This is a genomic window from Mycobacteroides sp. CBMA 271 (assembly GCF_009729205.1).
Lineage (GTDB): Bacteria > Actinomycetota > Actinomycetes > Mycobacteriales > Mycobacteriaceae > Mycobacterium.
On the sequence record NZ_VTHB01000006.1, the window covers coordinates 22904 to 44503 of the forward strand.

Genomic DNA, 21600 nt, shown 5'->3' on the forward strand with positions numbered 1-21600 from the left:
TTACTAATTCAAGACTTGTGACTTAAAACAACGGATTCTGCGCTAGGGTGGTCGTTGTGACCCCTCCGGACCCGCGCCGACAGCTGCTGCTGGCTGCCGAGCGCCTCATCGCCGAACGTGGACCAGACGTTGCGCTGCGCGATGTTGCGACCGCCGCCGGGAACCGCAACAACTCGGCGGTGCACTATCACTTCGGTTCCCGCGATGGCCTGATCGAAGCCATCATCGAGTACCGCCAAACGCCGCTGGAAAACATACGGATGGCACTGCTCGCCGAGCACGAAACTGCCAGTGCCAAAGACGATCTCACCGCGCTCGTATCGATCTTGGTCCGTCCGCTTTTCGATGTCCCCTACGCCGACGGCCCCAGCCACTACGCACGATTCCTACAACGTATCCGTGACCACCCCGACGTCCCTCAGACCCAACTCAGTGCCGAACGTTGGCCTGCAACAAAAATCCTCACGACGCGCCTGCACCGCGCGCTCACTCATTTACCGGTGCCCGCCCGCACCCCACGGCTCTTCGCGATGGCATCGGTGATGTTCACCCTCCTCGCCGACTACGAACGCCGGATCACCCAACAACCCCTGACACCGGCCATCCACACCCATGCCGAGGACGACACCGTCTCGATGCTCGTCGGACTACTCAGCGCACCGACACCACCCACACCCGCGACAAGTGTCGCCGGATCAAGAAACCTGTCTAAACAAGGAGCGTGAAAGTATGACCGAAAACCTCGCGGCCGCCGCAGGACGCCGCTCGCGTGAAGCAGTACATGCCCGCGACAAGCAGGCCTGGGTGGACAACTTCGCTGACGACGGCCTGATCGAAGACCCCGCTGGGCCCTCTCCCTTCGATCCGGAAGGTAAGGGACACAGAGGAAAAGAAGCTATCGCGGCGTTCTGGGACAACGTGATCGCTCACGCCGAAAAGCTGGATTTTGTTTTCGACACCACCTATGACTGCGACACGCATGAGGCCAACGTCGGCCGGATCATCAGCACCATGGGCGATTATCAGTTCACCGCAGAGGGCGTCTTCACCTACCACGCCAATACCGAGGGCAAACTCGTTACCCTGCGGGCATATTGGGAGTTCGAGAAGACCTTCGCCACCCCCACGAAGCTCTAGCGGAGGTGCAAATCCTTAGCAACTGGGAGCAGGTGTGCCGATGACCGAGCAAGTGCCGTTGGATTCAGGATTCGGCGTAACCGCCACCACCACCGAGGTGATCGGGACGCGAGATCTGACCGGTATGACCGCCGTCGTCACCGGCGGCTATGCCGGGCTTGGACTTGAGATCACCAAGGCCCTGACAGCCGCGGGGGCGACCGTCCACGTTCCGGCCCGCCGACAGGACGTGGCTGCGTCCGCACTGACTGGAATCACGCACGCTCATATCGGTGAGATGGACCTGGCCGACCTCGCCAGTGTCGACCGGTACGCCGAGAGCCTGCTGATCAGGGGCGATCACATCGATCTACTGATCAACAACGCCGGTCTGATGGGATGCCCGCTGACTAAGGTCGGTCCCGGGTGGGAATCACAATTCGCCGTTAACCATTTGGGGCACTACCTGCTCACGAATCGCCTGTGGCCACTGCTTGCCGGGGGGTCGCGCGTCGTCGCGGTCTCGTCAGCAGGCCATCATTTCGCGCCGATGCAATGGCACGACATTCACTTTGACGACAGCCCCTATGACAAATGGGTGGCTTATGGGCAGGCGAAAACCGCGACAGCGCTGTTCGCGGTGGGCCTGGACGCCCTCGGGCAGCGCGACGGTGTCCGAGCTTTCAGCCTGCACCCCGGGTCGACGCCCACTGAACTCTCCCGCCACCTAGAAGGACCGGACTTCGAGCGTCTCCTGGGCATGTACCAGTCCGGCGAGCTGGCCGGTCAGGACTTCAAAACACCCGAGCAAGGTGCTGCGACCGCCCTCTGGGCAGGGCTATCACCCCAACTCGATGGGCGCGGTGGCCTGTATTGCGAGGACTGCGATATCGCCGCACCGGCGCCGCCGGACGGCAGATTCATCGGTGTGCGGGACTACGCCTGCGATCCTGAGCAAGCCCAACGCCTCTGGCGCCACTCGGCAGAGATGAGTCGAGTCAACGCTTTTGCCTGACGGAATGACCCTGCTGTGTAGCGCGCCTACGACGGAAGGTGCCGCGCTGCGCGTCGCCTCAACGGTCTTGGCGCACGGCGTCGTCCGACACGTTGTCTACTCAAGCGAGCACGGCCCCCGGACGGCCACCGCTACCGCACGGATTTGATCGGAAGCACCGCCAGCGCACCGAGGACCGACAGCACCATCGACGCAAGGTAGAGGACGCTGAAATCTCCTTGGGTGCTGTGTAATCCGAACAACGCCGTCGCCAGCATCGGAACAAGCAGCTGCGGGAGTAGGTACGCCATGGCCACCACGCCCAGGTCTTTCCCCGAGGACTCCGTCTCGGGAAGTACCTCCGTCATGAGCGCCAGATCCACCGCGGCGTAAGCACCCTGTCCCGCACCGATTACTGCCGCTCCGAGCAAGAGGGAGTGGAAATCTTTGAACAGCAACAGGATTACCAATCCGGCCGCGGTGATCAGGCACGAGGTCCAGACGATGCCCTTGCGCCGTCCGGTACGGTCTGACCACCAGGCGGATATCGCCGCGGTGAGCATGTTGGTGATCAAGAACGAACCGATGATGATGCCGTACTTGGCTGCCGCCTCGTGCTCGGACAAGCCCAGGGTGCCCGCAACGATGTACAGCATGTAGACCGTCACCAACAGCACCGACATGGTGACGAGGAGACGACAGATCCACGCCCATGCGAAATCCTGGTGCTTCCTTGGATTTATCCAGTAGCTGGAAAGAATCGCCTGCCAGCTGCGGGGCGCTCGTTCGGCAAGGAGGGTATCGCGCAGGATGACTGCGGCGCCGCTATTGAACACCAACGCCAGCACCGCCGGCAGTCCGAACCACCATCGAGGATCGTTGGGCAGGATGTTGATGAAGACGCTCCCTACCACCGGCGCGAGGCTGGTGGAGATGCCAAAGGCCGCCGCAACACGTGCTCGAATCGCTAACGATATCTGGTCAGCCAGTAGTGCGTTGAACACCACAAGTGTTGCAGCAAAACCAATCTGGGTGATGCACCATCCGGCGACGACACCCCCGACCGTCGGAGCCGTGGCCAAAACGATCAGGCCCACGGCCCCGACAAGCGTGCCGCCCACGAGATACGGCCTGCGGATACCGAATCGCGACGTCGAGGTGTCGCTGAGATGACCCAGAGGAGGGGTCACCAGAATGATCGCGATTCCGCCGAGAGCCATCGTCAAGGACAGCGTCTGGGTCTTGTGCCCCGGATCGAGCTCCGCGACGCGCAGCGGGATACTCACCGCACCGGCGGCGAGCAGGGCAACCGCGGAGGCGAAGTACGCCAGCAGGAACACCGGCAGGAAAGCGCGCGGCTGCACAACCCGGACATCCGCCTCAAGGCGTGTAGCAGGCGTTTCCGTAGCCATATGGTCCTCTCGAAGATCCCTCGACAAACCACTGTAAGTGGTTATGCGCCAGGCCCGCTTGGGACGAGATCCGACCTGGGGGTCGTCGACTACCGTCGATCGAGTGAAGGGGACCCGATCGCGCGTCGCCCGAGCGTGTGCCGTCGGAACAGTCCTCCTGACCCTCGCAGGGGTGCCCTCCTGTGGACATTCGGTATATCCGATCAGCGCGCCGAGCGTGGTGCCCGAAGGTCCTTTCGCGCCCGTCACCCGCCTAGTGAACGACGCGGTGGCGGCGTCTCGGCTGCCCGGCGCGGTGGTCCACGTCGGGCACGCCGGCACGATCGTCTTCCGGCAGGCTTTCGGATGGCGCAAGCTCCCCGATGAACCGGGCCCGGACGGGTCGCCCGCACCCGGCGAGTCGATGACCGACGACACGATCTTCGACGTGGCGTCCTTGACCAAACCTCTTGCGACGAGCGTGGCCCTTTTCCAGTTGTATGAAAGGGGCCTGGTGCAGATCGACGAACCCGTCCAGACATATCTGCCGGATTTCAACCCCGCCAATGACTCACGGCGCGCCCAGGTGACGCTTCGCATGCTGCTCACGCATACGTCCGGCAGCGGAGGCGACCTGAGCCATCAGGGCCCCTGGGGGCTGACGGAGGCGGACAAGGCGGATGGCATCCGTCGCGCGCTCACCACCCCGTTGGCGTTCGATCCCGGTACGACGTTCCACTACTCCGATATCAACTTCATCATCCTCGGCGCACTCATCGAAAAGGTCACCAATGAGCCCTTGGATGTTTATGTGCAGGACAACGTCTTTGCTCCGCTCGGAATGGCCTACACCCGCTATCTTCCCGCAAGCAAGGCCTGTGGCCCCCACCACATCATTGGTACGGCAATCTCTTTCGATAAGACTGCATATGCCGGTGGGCAGTGTCCGGCGGGGACCTGGAGCACCGATCTATTGACACGCATCGCGCCGACGGCTCACGACGAAGACACTCCGGGCATCAATCCCCATTACGACCAACTGCTGCGCGGCACCGTGCACGACCCGACGGCGCGACGGATGGGCGGCGTCGCCGGCAGCGCCGGTGTGTTCTCGACGGCCGACGACATTGGTAGGTACTCCCAGGCACTTCTCGACCGTCTCGCTGGACGCCCGAGCAGGTTCCCGCTCAAACAATCGACCCTTGAGCTGATGACGACTCCGCAGCAGCCTGGCCATACCGCCGCGCAGCTCGGGGCGGCCAGCAGCGCCACCCGCGAGGCCGTCGAAAAGACGCCCAACCCAATAGATCCTCTGCTTGCACCGAGCTACCCGGCGATAGCGGGGCAAAGCCTGCGAGGTTTCGGCTGGGATATCGATACGGAGCTGTCCAAACCGCGTGGATCGCTCTTTCCCATCGGCAGCTTCGGCCACTCCGGCTTCACCGGGGTATCGCTGTGGATAGACCCCGGGTCGGACACGTACGTGATCGTCCTGGCGAACGTCATTCATCAGCGCGGAGGTCCGCCTATCGTCGGGCTGAGCGGCGATATCGCCACAACCGCGGCGCGTGTCTTGCGCCTCTACAGCAATTAGCCGGGCCCACAGTCGAGAATCGTTGAGCCCGTATCGATCACGAGGTCCTTTACAACGTTTTCGCAAAGACGCGTATCGAAACAACTTTCACACCAGCCACATTGTTAACATGACTCAATGCAGGATTCGTCGGGGACCCGCAGCCTTCCGCGCTTGTCACGTCCGGTCACCCGGCGCGATGCACTGCGCTACGCCACCGTCGCATCGGCGCTGGCCGGGCTGGGTGCGGCATCAGCTGCTGTCGGTATGCCGACAGCCGAAGCCGCCGCTCCCACATTGATCGACTTCGCCATGCGCCAGATTCCAGCCGAGGACATCAAGGCCGCTGGACACGCGGGGGTGATCAACTACGTGTCGACGTCACGTCCCGGCTCGTCCATGGGCGCCAAGCCAATCACCCGGCCCTACGCCCAGTCGCTCACCGCGGCGGGACTGGTGATCGTCAGCAACTTCCAATACGGAAAGCCCGGCGGGACAGCACCTTCGGACTTCACCCGCGGATACGCCGGCGGCGTCGAGGACGCTCGGACCGCCTGGCAGCTACACACCGCGGCCGGCGGCGGCCAGAGCGCACCGGTCTTCTTCTCCGTCGACGACGACATCAACCGCGAGACATGGAACAACGTTGCACTGCAGTGGTTTCGAGGCATCAACTCGGTGCTCGGGGTACAGCGCACCGGCATCTACGGGGGCGTCAACCCGTGTCAGTGGGCCGCCGCCGATGGCGTGATCGGCAAGTCGCGATCGCCCGGTCACGTCTGGGCCTGGCAGACCCGGTCTTGGTCGCGGGGCCAGGTCTTCCCCGCCGCGGTTCTGCATCAACGCATCGTCAGCACCGCATCCAATCCGGGACCAGTGGTCGGCGGGCTTGAAGTCGACGTCAGCGATGCCCTGGCCCAGGATGTGGGCCAGTGGAACTTCCATCAGTGACGATCGAGGATTGCTTTTACTGCAGCTCGACTGCACGACCGTTGTCGACCGCCCATGAACGGTTCAATCGAACGTTCTGCAGCATCCGTCGATCGTGCGGCACCTGCAGCAGCGCAAGACCGGTGCGGGTGTGCTCACCCGGGGAGAGTTCGTCAACCGCGCGTTCCACATGATCGGCGCGCAGACCGAACTTCGCCAACAGGGTGCGCACGTCGGCGGTCGACCAGGACGGCACCCGCTGCTCAAAGCGATCGACAAGCTGAGCATCGCCGGGCGAAATCAGCTCGCGCCTGGTCGATTTCACCGACAGCGACATTGGCGCCGAGACCCGCACGGCCCGACGAACACCTCTGCGGGGGCGATACTGACCGCACCGTCGAGCGGCTCAAGATCCCCCGTCAGTATCCGCAGCAGCGTGCTCTTACCGGCATCTTTGGCGCCCACAACGCCGACCACATCACCCGCGCCACCGTGAGGTCGAACGCCTCAAAGAGAGTGCGGCGGGCGAATCCGCCGGCCACATTCTTTGCGACAGGTGTTGCGGTCATGGGGCTATCGTCGCATCAGGCTGCGGGTTCTTCCGCGGTCACTACAGATCTCGTGGATCGTCGGGCACATCTACGGCGTGCTGGCGCAGCACTTCCAGGGAAACAATGTCGAGGGTTCGTTCGTGGGTGGCCGCCAACACCACCGGGGCGGCGTGCCCGGCGTGGTGGGCCCGAAGCCAATTCGCCGCGGTGACGCACCAGCGGTCACCGGGGACCAGACCGGGGAACTGATAGCGCGGTGCCGGCGTGGACAAGTCATTGCCGATGGACCGTTGATGCTCCAAAAACTCCGCGGTGACCACCGCACAGATCGTGTGCAGGCCGCGGTCCTCATCTCCTGTTGAACAACAGCCGTCGCGGTAGAAGCCGGTGAGCGGCTCGGTACCGCACGGTTCCAGGGGGCCGCCGAGCACGTTGCGATCAGGCACGTCTCCAGTATCGGTCCTCATGGGCTGCGGGGCGGACGAGACACCCCTGCTTCGATCCCGGGCATGGCAGCTCACGTCCGCGGCCGTAGGCGAGAATACTGGCCCTGTCTGGCACTGTTCGACATCGATAGGAATCGACATGACTCAACGCGCGTTCGTCACCGGCGCAAACGGATTCGTGGGCCGCACGCTTTCGCGGCGCCTCCGCGCTTTGGGATGGCAGGTCTGCGGAGTCGACCTCGTGGCCGATCCCGCACACGATGTGCGCGCCGGCGATATCAACACCGACGGGCCCTGGGTGGCGGACGCCGCCGCTGCCGATACGGTCTTCCACACTGCGGCCGTGGTATCGAACACCGCAGATGCCGAAACGGCCTGGCGCATCAATGTCCTTGGAACAAAGAAGGTTATCGATGCAACCTCGCCAGGCACCGTGTTCGTGCACCTGTCGTCCGTCCGGGCGTTCTCCGACCTGGATTTCCCCGACATGGTCGCCGAAGAGCACCCGGTCCGAACCGACGGAAACACCTACGTCGACACAAAGATCGCAAGCGAGCAGCTGGTGCTGCAATCCCACGGTGCCGGCCGGATAGATGCCCGGATTGCGCGCCCAGGTGATATCTACGGGCCCGGATCCCGACCCTGGACGATCCTGCCGGTCGAGATGATCCGCAGTCGCCAGTTCGTGTTGCCCGCGATGGGCAGAGGGATCTTTTCTCCGGTCTATGTCGATGACGTCGTCGACGGCATTGTTTCTCTGGCCACCAACCGCGCAGCAAGCGGCCAGGTTTTCACAATCTCCGGCGGCACCGGGGTGACGTGTGCACAGTTCTTCGGTCACTACTACCGCATGCTCGGCCGCCGTGGCCCACTAGTTCTGCCGACCGCGGTCGCGCTCGGCCTCGCCAGAACAAAATCGGCCGTCCTTGCATTGTCAGGCAGGACCACTGAGGCCAATGCCTCGTCCGTTCGGTATCTCACAAGAAACGGAACCTATTCAATTGCCAAGGCGCAGAGCATGCTTGGCTACAATCCTCAATTCACCCTCGACACGGGTATGCAAGCAACCGAAACGTGGCTGCGGAATCAAGGTCTTCTGGATTAGCCGGCTTGTAGGTTCTCATTATTCTTGGCCAATGCCAGTCCTCTGACCTGCCCGTTTTGCGGTTGTCTCACGTTGTCGCCACTGGATCTTGCCTCAGTTTCGTGGCCATTCTTTAGGCTCGATCCTGGTTTGCGCGCCTGTTGCGCCAGCGCTACCCGTGATGCAACACTAGAAGCACGTGGATGGCCGTCTGCCGGTGGTTCAAGCCAGCACCCTCGTCCGAGGTTTGAGCCGGCCAACACGCCTTAACCGAGAGCCGCCACCCACGGGTTAGGCGGCTTTCGTTCCTGAGTTCCAAGGATGCATCTTAAGTCCATAGGACGTGATCGAACCGGCCTGGCGGCGGTACATCACGGGCTCCAGTTTCCTCAGGTACTGAGTCTGGACCGTTCCATCGCCCTGCCGAGGGTTGAATGCTGCACCGGTGGCGGACGCAGCGATATCCGCGATTTGAAGAAGATCCAACCGATTTGGCTGGTCGATCTGCCCACCTGCGGGATCGAGGTGATTCCAACTGATTTCGGTTCCCTGCTCCATGAGTCGGTACTCGTACTGCCGCAACTTCGACAGCTTGAAGCGCCGCACGTGCGCAAGCGTGTATCGGAGACCGCCTCCTCGCTGGCCATCGCGAGCTATCCACGAAAGCCGCTCTAGCAGAAACCGCAAGGTGTATAGGTATGCGCGGTCCTGGTTCCACTTGTCGGGCTCATCGGGTAGGTGGTCCTTGCATACGACGACCGAGCACACTCGGAACAGCGATTTCTGCGCGCCAACCGCGGAAGAAGCCAGCAGTCGCTTGTCGTGCTGGTTGTAGTTCTTCCAGTGCAGGGTGTCGCTTGGTCGCCGCCCATGCCGGTTCCGGAGCGAGGCCACGAATGCCGTTGCCTCTGCTTGTTTGTCTGCCTGAATCACTACCGCCGACAGAATGAAATGCGGACTCGATCGCCCCGTCCGGGAGCGCTGGCCCGATTCGTCGATGTAGGCCAGGTAGCCAGGTGGTGATGACCGAAACGCTAATCTGCGAACGCGACAAGACAATCCGGACCTTGTCAATGAGTTGTTAGCGCAGTGTGGATGGACCGACCAATTACGTGGATCCACACTGTGGACAAAAGAATCTGTCGGGATGCGCGTGTAGCCTCCATGCCGCGGATATCTCTGCTTCCACTAACTCACAACCTGTTGCTAGTCGGTAACTCAGACAAGTCTGGCCAAAGAGACCGACCGACTGGGTGCGACACGCAGAACAGCCAGGTCGGCGCGAGACGCCCTGCACGCTGACCAGCTCGCAACCCTGCCGTAAATGTCAGGCGTTAGCTCAGCCAACAGCCGATAATCATCACCTGTGGGAGGAGAGAACTATGGTCGATGACTCGCCGATATGGGAATCCATGAATGGGCCCAACGGATCGGTTATCGCGAAGCGGGAGGGCAGCAGGCTCTCGCTTTCGTGGTTTAACTCGTTGTTTGAAGATCACCGACCCCCCGTCGAGCTGGTGAGGTTTGATCTCGACACACAGATGTTGAGCATCTTTCCTAAGCTCTCACTGTGGGGTGGCACTGTCCAGTGCCAGTTCCGTTGGGTCCGCGAATTACAGATCGACACAAGCTGTTTCGAGTGGAGTCCACACAGCCCGGTATGGGATATCGATCGCGAACACGGACTAGAACTGGCAGGTATGCCCAAGGGATTCGGCAGGTACTTTGCCCTGGGTCTTGGCCTACTCCCTCGATATCGCGAGTTCGTCCGAACTATCGAAGCCAACAGCGACTGCAAGATTGTTCGCTTCGGTTCGAAAGCCAAAGAAGGGGCTGTCGACGACACTTTCATGGTCTCGTTTGAGAGGTTCGGAAGATACATACACGCTGTCGACCTGAACCGAGACCGCGGCAATGTCGTCGTCAACCGCGTGAACGAGGCCGAAGCTGCCAATGCTGTTGCTGACCTGTTCAAGAACGACCCCGTAAACCCTACGGTCGGCAGGCACCCCATCATCCAAGCGATGACGCGAGCCGTGACAGACCGCGTACCCCTTAATGAGGCCGAGCGGGCCGCATTAGTTGGTCGAATGGCAGCGGAGGCTCCGCGCGCCGCCGTCGAGAACCCCCAAGCGTTCGGCAAACTTCGGCAGGATATCGAACTGGTGGCGCTTGAAGTGCTGATCGAACAATACGAGCGCGGGCTACACGGCCCCATGTCGAAAGACGAAGGTCACTGGCAGGAGTTTTTTGCGACGAATACTTTTGCCCTGCAACAACTTTTCGCAGCCCCACTCGCCCTTTATGGAAGTCAGCTCGCGTTGGCCATACCAAGCATGTTCGGCAGAGGAGGCAGGGTGGCCGACTTCGTCCTAGTTAACACACTGACTCGTAGTGCCGTCGTTGTCGAAATTAAGACTCCAGCGTCCAAGCTCCTCGGCCTCCGGTACCGCGGATCTGACGGTGCGAAGGTCTATCCGCCGCATCGGGACTTGTCTGGAGCAGTGGCCCAATTGCAAGCACAGATGGAATCGGTCGTGACCGATTTTCCTTCGCTGGTCGGCAAGACACCCCACGCCGAGCCGATCGAAACGGCCAGTGTCCGCGGAGCAGTCATCGTCGGCAGCCTGGCGTCACTTACAGCAGAAGAACTACAGTCATTCGTCCGCTACCGCAACGGTCTTCACGCTGTCGAAGTTCTGACGTTCGACGAGGTGGGCGGCCGATTGAAGGGGCTGCACCAGCTATTGAAGTCACCTCATGTCTGATGTCTCAACAACCGCGCCTTCAGTGACTGGGCTACACCGACTTGAATCCATCTATCACCTGATCAGGACAAGCGAGCAGCATCGCCATCGCTTGAAACCGCTGGTGATACTCCCACGGATCTTCTCCATGCACGATCGCACCGTGGAATCGCTCAGGCACACAGTGTAGGTTCTCAATCCCCCTTCAAATGCGCAGCGGCCTGACCTGGCATTTGAAGTTGTCGGTTTCCACGGCCTCATCGCCGAATTCTCAGTATCCACTTCAATTCCTACGGGCGTCCTAACCACCGCCTTAGAGCAACCCGCTTGATTTCACAGCTCCACGCTCGATCCTGTCGGCCTGCGCAACACCTATACGTCACGTGACGAATACCGGATTCTGGTGGATTTTGCAGCAAATCACCATCGAACCGAGGTGCTAACGCGGGCTACAACCATAACTAGACAGGCTCCAACTGCGGGTGGCATACTCGATAACGAGCAAGGTACAGATTCTGCGGCTACGGCCCCATGATCTGTCTGGCCCCGGTCTATAGCTACGGCACGCCGGGGCTGCTCTGTTTCTAAGAGCAGTTCGTCACGCGCAGGATGCGCGCTAAGGGCGCGTACAGGTCGACGTCGCCCTTCTGGCCCAGGTGATGACGCCGGACCGCCGACGAGACCAGGTCCGGCAACCACAGCAGATGTTCAGCGCTCGGTGATACCTGGATCATGTGGCAGTGCCGGCAGAGCACACCACCCTTCCGCAGATCCTTGACGATGCTGGTGTCATAGCTGCGGTTCCTCTGCATGCGTCGCTGTTCGAGGACCATCAGGTGCACCCCGCTGTCCGCCAACAGCCCGCCCCCGGTGCACAACGCCTTCCCCACCTGCTGGAAACAGGCTGCGCGCGCCGCGTCGCCCGCACCTTCAGCGACGGGGGTCTTGATCGCGACGATCCCCACTTCGTTGCCCTCCGGATCACCCAGGAACTCGGCGACCTCACGCGCACGTGCGCGGCCTTCGGGAGTCTTGAGCTCCTCGGAGGTGTGCCAGAAGGGGCCTCCGACGACCTTGCGTAAACCTGACCGAAGCCCTCCGAGGTCGTCGCGGTGCACCACTACCGCGGACAACATGTAGAACTCGGCCCGGGCGGGAGACGAGTCGTCCAGCTGGAACGTCTCGTCGAGAAACGCAACGTATCCGCCGGGAGCACGCAGGTACGCCCTCGCCAGCATCTCCTCAGCGACCCTTCGTTCTCGCTCCCGCTGCGCCGCGTTACCCACGGCGCGATGGGTGGACCCGAGCTGCGGCGATCTGCTCCAGCTCCTCCAGGGACAGCAGGTAGTCATCACGGCGGAACCCGCGACCGCGGCTGTCCATGATGCGGCGGTGCTCGGCGAGCATCCGCAGGTACGTGTCGAGAACGCGGTGGTGGGAATTTCCGCCGTCGTTGCGATCGACCTGCGGCTGCAGTTCGCCCCACCGGCCGTCGCTCATCACGTATTCGACGTAATCGGCCATGTGGCCTTCGGGCCCGTCGTTATGATCGAAGCCCTGGAACTCCAGCCGGTAGCGCAAGTCCTTGGTGACCGTTGTCTCCTGCTCCTCCAACCGCTTGATGCTGTAAGTGATCACGCGGAACATGTCCAGGATGTCCAATACGCGATCGCAGTCGCGTTTGGACAACTCGGTACGGAATCCAGCAACTTCCCGCCAGTACTCCCCGGTGAAACCCAACTCGATCATCCGCGCACGTTCCAACTGGTAGTGCGTGTCCCCGTCAACGTCGTTGGAATCCTTGGGCAGCACGCGCGCAAGGATGCGGTGGAGTATTGCGAGCACCTGCCGATCGGCAAGCCGCATCGTTTCCGGCGCTGGCTCGTCGCCGTGATCAATCTGCCGCTCGTATACGGGCACGACCGCCGCCAAGAGCAGATCCCGGACGTACTCGCTGAGCGTGACCCCCTCGGCGTCCGCCAACTCCTTGAGCTGATCGCGGGTCCGATCCTCCACACGGATGTTCAGAACGGCCACGCCACCTCCTTCGTAGATGCGTATGACGATAATCGTCGCATTGTCATACAAAATTACAAGGAGAGCGTACAGGCGTAGAGATCCTGCCTCCCTACGAGCTACCCCGGATTCCGAAGACCACCGGCCGGCTGGATGAACAGCGGGCTGCCGGGTGGTCCGGGCCTCGGATCGTAGAATGGTTCCCAGCCGAGACATGTCCAGAACTTGTCGGCGTCCACGCTGTAGGCGAAGAGCCGCCGGTCTGAATGTCGTTCCATCAGGCTCCGCACCACCCAAGTACCGACGCCGCGCCCACGAGCTGCGGTGGCCACCTCGATGAACTGGATCTCCAGTCGCGCGTCTCCGAGCTCTGGCGCGTTCACGTACGCCGGGTTGATATAGCCGGGGTCATCCAGCTCGACCCGTGCCACCTTGATACCGTTCTCGAGCACCTGGACATACCAGGGGGTGTCGTTGCCGTAGTTCTGCTGGTTCCACCAGTGCAGGTGCCGGTATTCCATGTCCACGTCGAACAGTGGTGCCCACCAGCGTTCATCAGATGCAGTGGGCCTGAGATCGACGAGTTGCAGAGGCACCCCGAACCGTTGGTTCCTCACGCCTCCTGCGCCCTTCGTATCCGTGCATCCAAATCCGCGGCGGCCATAGCCATGTGTCGCGGGCACGGTCGATCAGAGAAACCGCAAGCCTGCAGGTACTGCTGGAGCGGCATAACCCCCACCTGTCGCCACGCTCGGATCAGGTTCGCCACTTCGAACCCGGGTGTCTCCGCTAGCCCTTCGAGCAGCATGAGATCGGAGACCGAAACGACAGCGGGCGTTAGCATTCTGCCCTCATATGCCGCCATCATCTCGCGTGCACAGAGCCCAATGAGCATCATCGACATCGGCGTGCTCGGTAGCCCAACATCTGGCACCACCACGAAGGGGGCGAACGTCATATCCGTGAATGATGCTCCATCCCAGCCTCGTTCGATCAGATGGTCGATCACGGACTCGAACTGACGTGTCTTCTTGCTCGTCAGGAACGCTTCGAGGTTGGAGGCGAAGTCCTCTCCGCTGCCCACACCCTCAGCAAGCGGAGACTGCAGCGGGCGGTGAGTCGCGTCGATGAGCCACGTGAACCGATTGTCGGTTGGCAGCATCCAATCGCACGCTTTCGGTTGCTGCCCTTTCTTCACGGTCCACGCGTCCTGCATTTCCTCTTCGCCAATTATTGAATCGAATACCGTACTGTGATTTGCAATTCGGTCGACCATGCGACTGACGATTTGCTCAAATTGATGCTTGACTGCATCTTGAAACTGCTTCGCCCGCTGCGGCTTCCCCTGTTCTATGAAGCCCTGTTGAACATCGAACTCAGGGGCGTTCCCGAAGAACCGGTCCATGCCCCACTGAGCCCGAAGTGCGAGCACGGTGCCGTCGCCAAGATCGAGGAACGGGTACCGCGTGAACGTGTACCGCTGTGATCGCACGTCGCCGCGCTCCCGATCTCGCTGCGACATAGTACGGAACTCGTCTAGGTCGCGGACCATGTTCCGCCGGAGGTACTGCACCACTTCGTCACTGACACCGTGCCCGCTGAGGACGCCCAGGTCCAATCGTGGGCATCCAGCTCGCAAAACGTGCGTGATCACGTCGCCTGCCAGTAGGAACTCATCCATGCTGATCCCGGTGGCTTCACGGAAAGTGTCGGCGGGAGTAGCACCGAGCTGGTCCCCAACCTTCTGCGCCCATGACTCGTACCAGAATGCGTAGGTCATGCACTTCATGTGTTCGGGCAACCGCGAGGCGTTGAACATCACCGAGGCCGCCTCGTCGACCGCCATTTCGTTGGCGAATGCTATGAGCTCGCCCTCTGGCATGGAGCGCATCTCGGCGTCGACTCGGTGAATGTCCGCGTTGAACCGAGCAGCCCAGCCTGCCGGGGCGCCATGCTCCTCATTCACTGATAACAGCAGCTGGAGCAGAGCATCGTCGTCCTTGATACCGAGCCGGGGCCCCTCGCCTGATTCGATTACCTCCCGCATTAGTCGAACCACTGTCTGTGGTGGCGCCAGCCGATGCCCAGCCGCGAGCTGCTGCCTCACCGGCTCGTACCACCGCGAATCCACGATGCGCATCGCCTCGTGCGGCAACGTCGCCAAACTGCCGAGCATCGCCGCATCGAGCTCGGCTTGCATCTCGCCCAGCGCTACCAACGCAGCCTTGCTGTCGATGCCCGCGAGCAGCTCGAGGCGGCGTTCCCGATCGAGCGATACCAGGCCCACAGATGTCGCGGTGATCGTGTGCTGCGCCATCCCGTACAGCGCCTCCACGACACGCTGCGCCCCCGGAGGAAGGTCACTCATGTCAGGTAGCTCCATCGTCCCAGGTCGAACGGCAGGCCTGCCGGAAGACATAGCTGCATTACTATCCGGCTGCCTTACGCGCTTCGCAATACGCCGCCGCTGCGCACGCTTTCCCTGCCGTTTCCCCACAACCGTTGATACTGGCACTAAGGGCCGACAACCACCGCCGACCAGGAAGCGCCATATCGAACAGAGCCCAGCAGATTGCCTCACGGCGTGCAGATCCAACTACTGTTCGCGCCTTTCTAATCCCGTCTCTGGGACTGCGCCAAGATATCGTCGAAGTCAGTACCGCTCATCAGCAACGGGGAGAAGTCAAGCAACCGATCATGGCATCCGAATCTGACGTGTCGCCCTACGAATGCTTCTACCCACTGCTCCCTGAATGGGCGCAGCACGAATACCAGGCCACGATCGCTGACAACATCGAATACATAGAAGGTCTCCAACGCGGACAATTTCTGCCACGCACTCGTCGACCCGATCTGCAACGGTGGATCACATTGGCGCACAAAACTGCCCGGCTCTGCGACCATCTGCTGCGTGAGCTCTCCCCTCAGGCCGCGTTGACCGACAGCTGGGTGCAGCTACCCGATGATCTGTTGACCGCACTCGGTGATGCGGGGTCATTGAATCGTTTCCGTTGGGTGCTTGCCACTAGCGCGACCGGTGAGAGCACCGACGTCGACCTCCTTAAGAACTTCCTACGCCGGGCAGGTCGCTGGTGGGGCACCACCGTGATGATCAACCGGCACAAGGATCGCGATCCTGACCAATCGCTGGCAGTCTCGGCCGCTCCAGAGCGCGAACTAATGCAGCGCACTTCGTCGCTGGTCATTCGTTTTCATTGGGCCGCAGAGATGATCGCCACCGAGATCTGCAGACAAATACAGTCCGGCCCCGAATTCGCTACTCATCTCACCGATTTCACCGAACACAACATGCGGGGCTGCTTCGACAGCGCGGTCTACTACATGTCCATGCTCGATGCCCCACCGATACCGCACAACGCACCCGGTATGGCCCTGGCCAAACACATGTCCGTTCGGGCCGGCGAAGCGAAAATGACATTCACTCAGGCCGTCAGCTCGATGAAGCCCCAAGGTTGGCAGTAGTTCGGCAGGCATCGCGCGTAGCCGCCGCTCAGTCACTTCTGTCGACTCTGGAAATTCCTCCGGCACAAACGAACCCAACCCCAGGACTATCTTCCTGCGCCCTGGCTTCCCTTTCGCAGCTCCTGACTTGCATCTCCTGGATTTCGCCATGATCAAACGCTACCCAGGATCTCTGAGCACTTCCCGATAATCGGCGCCCATAGGCCACCATCAGGCATGTGAACACCCCTGTGGCCCAAGGCTAGTAGGCTCTTCGCCTCTTCTCAGCAGAAGAGGCGAAGCCGGCTCAGGTTCGGATTGGCATTTGACGCTAGCCCAGGTCTATCGATCTGCGCGTCGATATATCACCCATCAGCAACACCTCCATCAAAGATTGCTAAGAGTCTGCGTGCAGCGAATTTGAATGAAGCAATTCTGGACAATGCGAACCTCGCCGGGGCGGACCTTCGCCGCACCGAGCTAAGCAACGCATCTTTGGCAAACACCAATCTCACGGGCGCCAACCTCGAAGGCCATAAGACTGCCGGTCTGGAAGCCAGGGGCGCTGTGCTCAACGATCCGCACTGGGCAGAAATGTTTAGTACGTATCCGTTTACAACACCGCATACCGCCGCAGCCAGATCCAAGAAGACCAGCGATGAAGCAAAGGGAGCGCCCTAGAAGGATGCAGGACACGGCTCCGGTCCGTGCCGTCTTCTACATCGTCGCCGCAGTGGGACAGCACCATCCCCATCTTGTTGACGCACATGTCGGAGGAGACCTGGTTCAGGCCGGTAGAACAGTGAGCGATGGCCGACGACTATTCCTAATCGTTGTCAATAGCTGAGGGTGTTTCGTTCGGATCCCATCTCGCACTCGGAAGCTCTCTGAGCGACCCACTGTCGGTACCGGACAACTTCTTCGTCGAACTCCGTGATCTGACCTCTGGGTTGACTTGCCGGACCTGGCAACCCAGCAAGCTCGCGTAACACCGGTGCGTAATCCGGGATTAGTCCTCTGTGGCAAGTGCCGCACAACGTTACGAGGTTTTCCTCGGCTGTGGGACCGTTCATACGCCACGGAATGACATGGTGCACATGCAATTCGACATCAACGTGATCAGAGGCCCTGCGGCCACAGATCACGCACCGGTACTTATCTCTCTTGAGCACCTGCATGCGGAGCTTTCGCGTGGGCGCACGACGCACTATCGCATCGTCATCGAGGTGCCCGGTGGCAAGAAAGCCCCGTCCACCTGCTTCCACGGCGCCGTCGTGCATGCACTCACAAGGACCAATCACATTCGGCAAGTATGCTTCAGCGATCTCCTTTACCACCAGTGCATGTCCGCCTACCCGAAGGAAAACGGCAAGCGCACAATCGTCATGCACGACCAACCCGCACTGATTGGTTTGTTTCCAGAACCAAATCATCCAATCTGCGCTCACGAAGCTTGCCCGCCTGATCTCCCAGTCGGGATTACGTTCGGACCAACCCGCCCATTGGGTTTGGGCTCCCCAAACAGGCTCGCTCCGCCGATTCGCCCCTAATGTGAGAGCAAAGTACTTCCGTTCGGGGCGAGCGGTTTTCACGTCTTGAAGCCACCGAGCATCGCCAGGATCAACCGGTGCCTGATCTGTCATGCGCACAACTATCGCACCGCGGTCTGACACTGTGACCAGCACAACGCCCCAGGAAAGTCCGGTCTGTTACACGAGATCAGATCATGGTCACGGGGAGCCGTAGCGGCCGCGCACGGTTCCATCGACGGCATCCCAGCCGCGACGGACCAGTGGTCGGCAGATTTCTCCGCCGCAGCTGACCTGGTCGAACCATCGTTTGGAATCGACCGGGCTGCTCACACCGAGAAGGGCGATGCTGACCGCGGTCATGGTAAGCGGTGGATCATCGGGTGGTGCGTCGGCGATGTGGATGCTGACGGCGCCGGCCAGATGCCCGTGGGCGATGTTCCCGGGTGGGCCGTCTTGCCTGCCGAAGTCGGAGAAGGAGTGGCTAGCGAATGTGCCACCGAAGACGGACCGATAGAAGGTGAGTGCTTCGGCGGCGGTGCCGGGTAGCAGTACGTAGAAAGCCTCGATGACACTCAAATTCGTGAACAAGTGACGCTCACTTTCGCGAACCTAGCCGGGGGGTGTGTCGTTGCTTTGGTGGTTGTTGAGTGCGGTTGAGAGTTCTTGGAAGTGGGGCATTCCGGCCCATCGTGTTTGGTCGCCTATCACGTAGAGGCGGTGTTGGGCTCTGCTGACTGCCACGTTGACCAGGTTCGGTGTCTGTGAAGCCCAGTCTTTGGCTCCGGGTTTTCTGGGGTCGCCGCCGAGCACGAAGATGACGATTTTCGCTTCTTGCCCTTGGACGCTGTGCACGGTACCCGCACGTATGCCGCGGTAGTGGTCGGTGTGATCGATGATGTGGCTGATTCTGTCGGCCACTGTTTTGAAGGGGGCGATGACGAAGATGTCTTTGGGCGCCATGCGGTGCTCGTCAATGAGTTTGTCGAGCTGGGTGGTGAGTTCGCGGATTTCGTAGAGTTGCAAGTGTTTACCCGCTACGGGGTTAGGTGCATCGATCCATGAGCTTGGCGGTGCGCTCAATGCTGGCGGCCGGTGGTTGGCTTTGATCATGAAACCGGCGTAGGCGATTTCATTGCAGATCGAGAACATAGGGTCATCGCAGCGGCGGTGAACCCGTAGTGGTGCACCAATCCAGGTCTTTTTGCCTGAATCTGTGCGGTCCTGCACATAGGTGCCCCAGGTTCCGACGCGGTCTGCCAGTGATTGCACCGACGACTGCGACGGCACCCAGGTGTCGCTGACCGCGAAAGACCGTGCGATCGCGTCTTCGGCACGATCTGGCATGGTGACAACGGGTTTGAGCTGGTAGGGATCTCCGACGGCCACCACCCGGCGCGCCCGCCAGATCGCGCCGACAGCCTCTTGCGGGGTTGCTTGACCGGCCTCATCGATGAACAACCATCCCAGGAACTCTGGCGGTAGGTCGCCGAACATCGCGCGCATGGAGGCGAACGTGCTCGAGGCCACCGGCACCATGAGGAACAGCAGCTGCCATGCCGCCGGGATATCTTGGACGCTGAGCCCGCGCAACGGTTTGCTTTGCACCACATCGACGATGCGCCCCAGTGCCGCTTTTAGCGCCGGACTGTGAAACGTGAACGCCTGGTGTAGGTCTAGCGCAGCCAGGAACAGCTCTGAACGGGCGGTGTCGAGGTCAGTATCGAGCCAAGGCGCCCTGCACTGTCGTTCAATTTCATTGTCGAACGTGGCCGCGGTCGGATATCCGGGCACGGTGGCTTCGTCGTTGTGTACGTGGTCCTCGAGGCGGTTCACGCGGTCCTGCAATGTGACGCGCTGCTGTTGCAGCTCGCTGAGATTCTGGCTGGCTTCTTGCAGCTGGCCGGCTAGCCAGTCCCAGTGGTCCTTGTGTTCTTCGAAGCATTTCTTGGCAGCCGCCACTGAGTCGTTGATGCCGTGACCGGCTTGGGTCCAGGCCGCACCTTTTTTGCCGAACGACTTGATGTTTTCCCAAAAGCCCGGCTCGGCCGCCGCGTAAGCGCCCTGGTGGGCCATCCACTGCTGATGGCATTCACTGGCCTTGTCCAGCCGCGGCCTGAACGCCCGAAGCTTTTGTTCTCGTCGGCTCAATTCGTTTTGCATTTGCGTGATTTGATTCGGCAGCTCATCGAGTTGGGTGCGAGTGTCGATGAGTTGATCGCGGCGCTGCTGGGCGGGCAACCTTGCCGAAACAACATCCTGGACCCTGGCCTGGGCCCTGGTGAAGGCGTCGACCGCATCGCGCCAACTACATGGGGCGGGTTCCTTTGTCACGATGCGTAGGGGGCGTGACTGTCTGGGGCCAGCGCCGGGTGTGCGACGCTTAGTTCCGTACCAGATCCCGGTGGCGAACCTGTCCCGGTTCTTCTTCTTGCCCAGTCTGGCCGCGATCAATGCCCATGCCCGCGAGTCGGTCCGGGTTGGCGCGGACTCCAACAACACGTCACAAGCGGTGGCGCGGAAATATCCCGGATGACCGCGCCACCGATCGTCCAGTGCCGTGAGGGCCGGCAGTTCATTTGAAATGTTCTCTACCGCATTGTTGTTGGACGAGGCCACCACCATCTCAAAACCAGTGAACTCGTCGCGCAGACGCGGCACCAGCCCTTGGCCGGCACCAACGAACGCATCATCTGGTTTGTCCAGTTCGGCAAGCCGCTGCGCGCGGGCGACAACGTTGGCGGCAATGATGTCTCGCAGCATCGTCGTTTTGCCGGTGCCGGGCGGGCCATTGATTCCCATCAGCCCACTGCCAGACCCCAACGTCGCCATCACCTCGTTGACGGCGAACTGCTGACTGAGCGCCAACGGATGCTGCGGGTTACTCGGCCAACGCCCCGATGGTATCCGGTCAATGCCGAGCCTCCGCACGATCGGCTCAACCCACTGAGGCTCCTGCACATCACATCTGGAGTCCTCGTCGATCTGGCCGTCGGCAGTCAGATAGGCCGCTAACGCGGCACCATGTGCGCCGCGCGCGACCGCGCCGCGCACGTCGGTGAGTTCATGAAGATAGAAGCTGTTCAGAAAGTCTGTGCGCGGCGGGTCGTCGTCCTCATCACGCTGTTTGATTTGCACGCTCTTGATCCGGATCGTGCCCGTCACCAAAGACTCGTCGGATACGCCCGTCGACTGGCGCGCCAACTCGATGAGACGGCCTATATCGCCGCTGTCCAAGGGCCGCAAACTCTCGCCTGCGGCCCTGCGGTGTTCGGCGATCTCGCTCATCACCGCGGCACGGAAACCGTCGTGGCACTCCTGGAAACCGTCCAACCAACCCGGCGTCAACGGCCCGGGATTTTTCACCCGACCCAGTCCCCACATCGCCGAGGACAGCACCGCCGTGTTCGCCACGACCCGCCCGGCATCGTCGACCAAGAACGCGGCGAATGCGCCCTGTCCCTGCGGACGCACATCGTAAATTTCTCCGCCCGACGGGAACGCCTCATGCAGAAACCCGTATATCTGGCTCCTTTCGTACACATCGAGGTAGACCGTGTGTTCCCACATCCGACCCTGCCCTGCCGTGCCCAGGCTGTCCCAGGGCAACAACTGGCTTGTATCCCAATCAATCACACGCAGCCCGACGCCCTCGTCATCGTCGGCATCGGATCGTTCGACAATCCTTTGTGGACTAAACAATTCGAAAGTCCACCAAAACGTCAACACCTGATCCGCCTCCGCACCCACAATCCCTAGTT

20 protein-coding genes and 1 pseudogene are annotated in these 21600 nt (G+C 61.2%); 9 read left to right on the forward strand and 12 right to left on the reverse strand.

What is annotated here, in order from left to right:
* Nucleotides 1–56 precede the first annotated feature (56 nt).
* From FZI91_RS16275 to FZI91_RS16285, 3 genes are read left to right on the forward strand one after another with little or no spacing between them, the layout of a single operon-like run.
* Nucleotides 57–725 carry a TetR/AcrR family transcriptional regulator gene (locus tag FZI91_RS16275; RefSeq protein ID WP_155940168.1) on the forward strand — a complete coding sequence of 223 codons (669 nt, stop codon included), beginning with the start codon at nucleotides 57–59 and terminating at the stop codon, nucleotides 723–725.
* 4 nt (nucleotides 726–729) lie between these two features.
* The gene (locus tag FZI91_RS16280) at nucleotides 730–1137 is read left to right on the forward strand and encodes a nuclear transport factor 2 family protein (RefSeq protein ID WP_155940169.1); all 408 of its coding nucleotides are present in this window, start codon (nucleotides 730–732) and stop codon (nucleotides 1135–1137) included.
* Between the two features lie 40 nt (nucleotides 1138–1177).
* Nucleotides 1178–2131: an oxidoreductase gene (locus FZI91_RS16285; protein ID WP_155940170.1), complete on the forward strand. Its 954-nt coding sequence runs from the start codon at nucleotides 1178–1180 to the stop codon at nucleotides 2129–2131.
* A 131-nt stretch (nucleotides 2132–2262) separates the two neighbouring features.
* Here the strand turns inward: FZI91_RS16285 and FZI91_RS16290 are convergent, their stop codons facing one another.
* On the reverse strand, nucleotides 2263–3522 hold the full coding sequence (locus FZI91_RS16290; RefSeq protein ID WP_155940171.1) for an MFS transporter: 1260 nt from the start codon (nucleotides 3520–3522) through the stop codon (nucleotides 2263–2265).
* Nucleotides 3523–3625: 103 nt separating this feature from the next.
* Between FZI91_RS16290 and FZI91_RS16295 the strand changes: the two genes are divergently transcribed.
* Together FZI91_RS16295 and FZI91_RS16300 are read left to right on the forward strand one after the other, a co-directional pair.
* Nucleotides 3626–5095, forward strand: coding sequence for a serine hydrolase domain-containing protein (locus tag FZI91_RS16295; protein ID WP_309224101.1), 1470 nt, complete (start codon nucleotides 3626–3628; stop codon nucleotides 5093–5095).
* Nucleotides 5096–5212: 117 nt separating this feature from the next.
* Nucleotides 5213–6025, forward strand: a complete 813-nt coding sequence (locus tag FZI91_RS16300; RefSeq protein WP_155940173.1) for a DUF1906 domain-containing protein — start codon at nucleotides 5213–5215, stop codon at nucleotides 6023–6025.
* A 16-nt stretch (nucleotides 6026–6041) separates the two neighbouring features.
* On the opposite strand, the pseudogene FZI91_RS16305 reads toward FZI91_RS16300, so the two are convergent.
* From FZI91_RS16305 to FZI91_RS16310, 3 genes and pseudogenes are all read right to left on the reverse strand, one after another.
* Nucleotides 6042–6490, reverse strand: a pseudogene (locus tag FZI91_RS16305) (ATP-binding cassette domain-containing protein); the annotation flags it as partial.
* Nucleotides 6424–6573, reverse strand: a complete 150-nt coding sequence (locus tag FZI91_RS24025) for a hypothetical protein (RefSeq protein ID WP_162525938.1) — start codon at nucleotides 6571–6573, stop codon at nucleotides 6424–6426. The gene FZI91_RS24025 and the pseudogene FZI91_RS16305, both read right to left, overlap by 67 nt.
* 41 nt (nucleotides 6574–6614) lie before the next feature.
* Nucleotides 6615–7001, reverse strand: a complete 387-nt coding sequence (locus FZI91_RS16310; protein ID WP_162525939.1) for a DUF2237 family protein — start codon at nucleotides 6999–7001, stop codon at nucleotides 6615–6617.
* A 139-nt stretch (nucleotides 7002–7140) separates the two neighbouring features.
* Between FZI91_RS16310 and FZI91_RS16315 the strand changes: the two genes are divergently transcribed.
* Nucleotides 7141–8106: an NAD(P)-dependent oxidoreductase gene (locus tag FZI91_RS16315; RefSeq protein WP_155940175.1), complete on the forward strand. Its 966-nt coding sequence runs from the start codon at nucleotides 7141–7143 to the stop codon at nucleotides 8104–8106.
* Nucleotides 8107–8376: 270 nt separating this feature from the next.
* Here the strand turns inward: FZI91_RS16315 and FZI91_RS16320 are convergent, their stop codons facing one another.
* Complete coding sequence (locus tag FZI91_RS16320; RefSeq protein ID WP_309224102.1) at nucleotides 8377–9207, reverse strand: DUF3800 domain-containing protein; 831 nt, start codon at nucleotides 9205–9207, stop codon at nucleotides 8377–8379.
* A gap of 260 nt (nucleotides 9208–9467) precedes the next feature.
* Between FZI91_RS16320 and FZI91_RS16325 the strand changes: the two genes are divergently transcribed.
* Nucleotides 9468–10853 carry a Shedu anti-phage system protein SduA domain-containing protein gene (locus FZI91_RS16325; protein WP_155940177.1) on the forward strand — a complete coding sequence of 462 codons (1386 nt, stop codon included), beginning with the start codon at nucleotides 9468–9470 and terminating at the stop codon, nucleotides 10851–10853.
* 563 nt (nucleotides 10854–11416) lie between these two features.
* Here FZI91_RS16325 and FZI91_RS16330 read toward each other — a convergent pair.
* The 4 genes from FZI91_RS16330 to FZI91_RS16345 form a co-directional block, all read right to left on the reverse strand.
* Nucleotides 11417–12118 carry a hypothetical protein gene (locus FZI91_RS16330; RefSeq protein ID WP_155942084.1) on the reverse strand — a complete coding sequence of 234 codons (702 nt, stop codon included), beginning with the start codon at nucleotides 12116–12118 and terminating at the stop codon, nucleotides 11417–11419.
* Complete coding sequence (locus FZI91_RS16335) at nucleotides 12111–12869, reverse strand: YfbU family protein (RefSeq protein WP_162525941.1); 759 nt, start codon at nucleotides 12867–12869, stop codon at nucleotides 12111–12113. The genes FZI91_RS16330 and FZI91_RS16335 overlap by 8 nt, the downstream gene beginning before the upstream one ends.
* Before the next feature lie 98 nt (nucleotides 12870–12967).
* Nucleotides 12968–13465 carry a GNAT family N-acetyltransferase gene (locus FZI91_RS16340; RefSeq protein WP_313884540.1) on the reverse strand — a complete coding sequence of 166 codons (498 nt, stop codon included), beginning with the start codon at nucleotides 13463–13465 and terminating at the stop codon, nucleotides 12968–12970.
* The gene (locus tag FZI91_RS16345; RefSeq protein ID WP_155940180.1) at nucleotides 13462–15216 is read right to left on the reverse strand and encodes a hypothetical protein; all 1755 of its coding nucleotides are present in this window, start codon (nucleotides 15214–15216) and stop codon (nucleotides 13462–13464) included. Before FZI91_RS16345 ends, FZI91_RS16340 begins: the two co-directional genes overlap by 4 nt.
* Nucleotides 15217–15545: 329 nt before the next feature.
* On the opposite strand from FZI91_RS16345, the gene FZI91_RS16350 reads away from it, so the two are divergent.
* Entirely contained in the window at nucleotides 15546–16331 is a 786-nt protein-coding gene (locus FZI91_RS16350) for a hypothetical protein (protein ID WP_155940181.1), read from the forward strand.
* A 297-nt stretch (nucleotides 16332–16628) separates the two neighbouring features.
* Nucleotides 16629–16991 (forward strand): pentapeptide repeat-containing protein, encoded by a 363-nt coding sequence (locus tag FZI91_RS23835; protein ID WP_279538498.1) that lies wholly within the window; start codon nucleotides 16629–16631, stop codon nucleotides 16989–16991.
* Between the two features lie 155 nt (nucleotides 16992–17146).
* Here the strand turns inward: FZI91_RS23835 and FZI91_RS24255 are convergent, their stop codons facing one another.
* The 3 genes from FZI91_RS24255 to FZI91_RS24260 form a co-directional block, all read right to left on the reverse strand.
* Nucleotides 17147–17953, reverse strand: a complete 807-nt coding sequence (locus FZI91_RS24255; RefSeq protein WP_309224103.1) for an HNH endonuclease signature motif containing protein — start codon at nucleotides 17951–17953, stop codon at nucleotides 17147–17149.
* Between the two features lie 87 nt (nucleotides 17954–18040).
* On the reverse strand, nucleotides 18041–18430 hold the full coding sequence (locus FZI91_RS16365) for a VOC family protein (RefSeq protein WP_203448811.1): 390 nt from the start codon (nucleotides 18428–18430) through the stop codon (nucleotides 18041–18043).
* A gap of 21 nt (nucleotides 18431–18451) precedes the next feature.
* Entirely contained in the window at nucleotides 18452–21589 is a 3138-nt protein-coding gene (locus FZI91_RS24260; RefSeq protein ID WP_155940182.1) for a DEAD/DEAH box helicase, read from the reverse strand.
* Nucleotides 21590–21600: the final 11 nt, after the last annotated feature.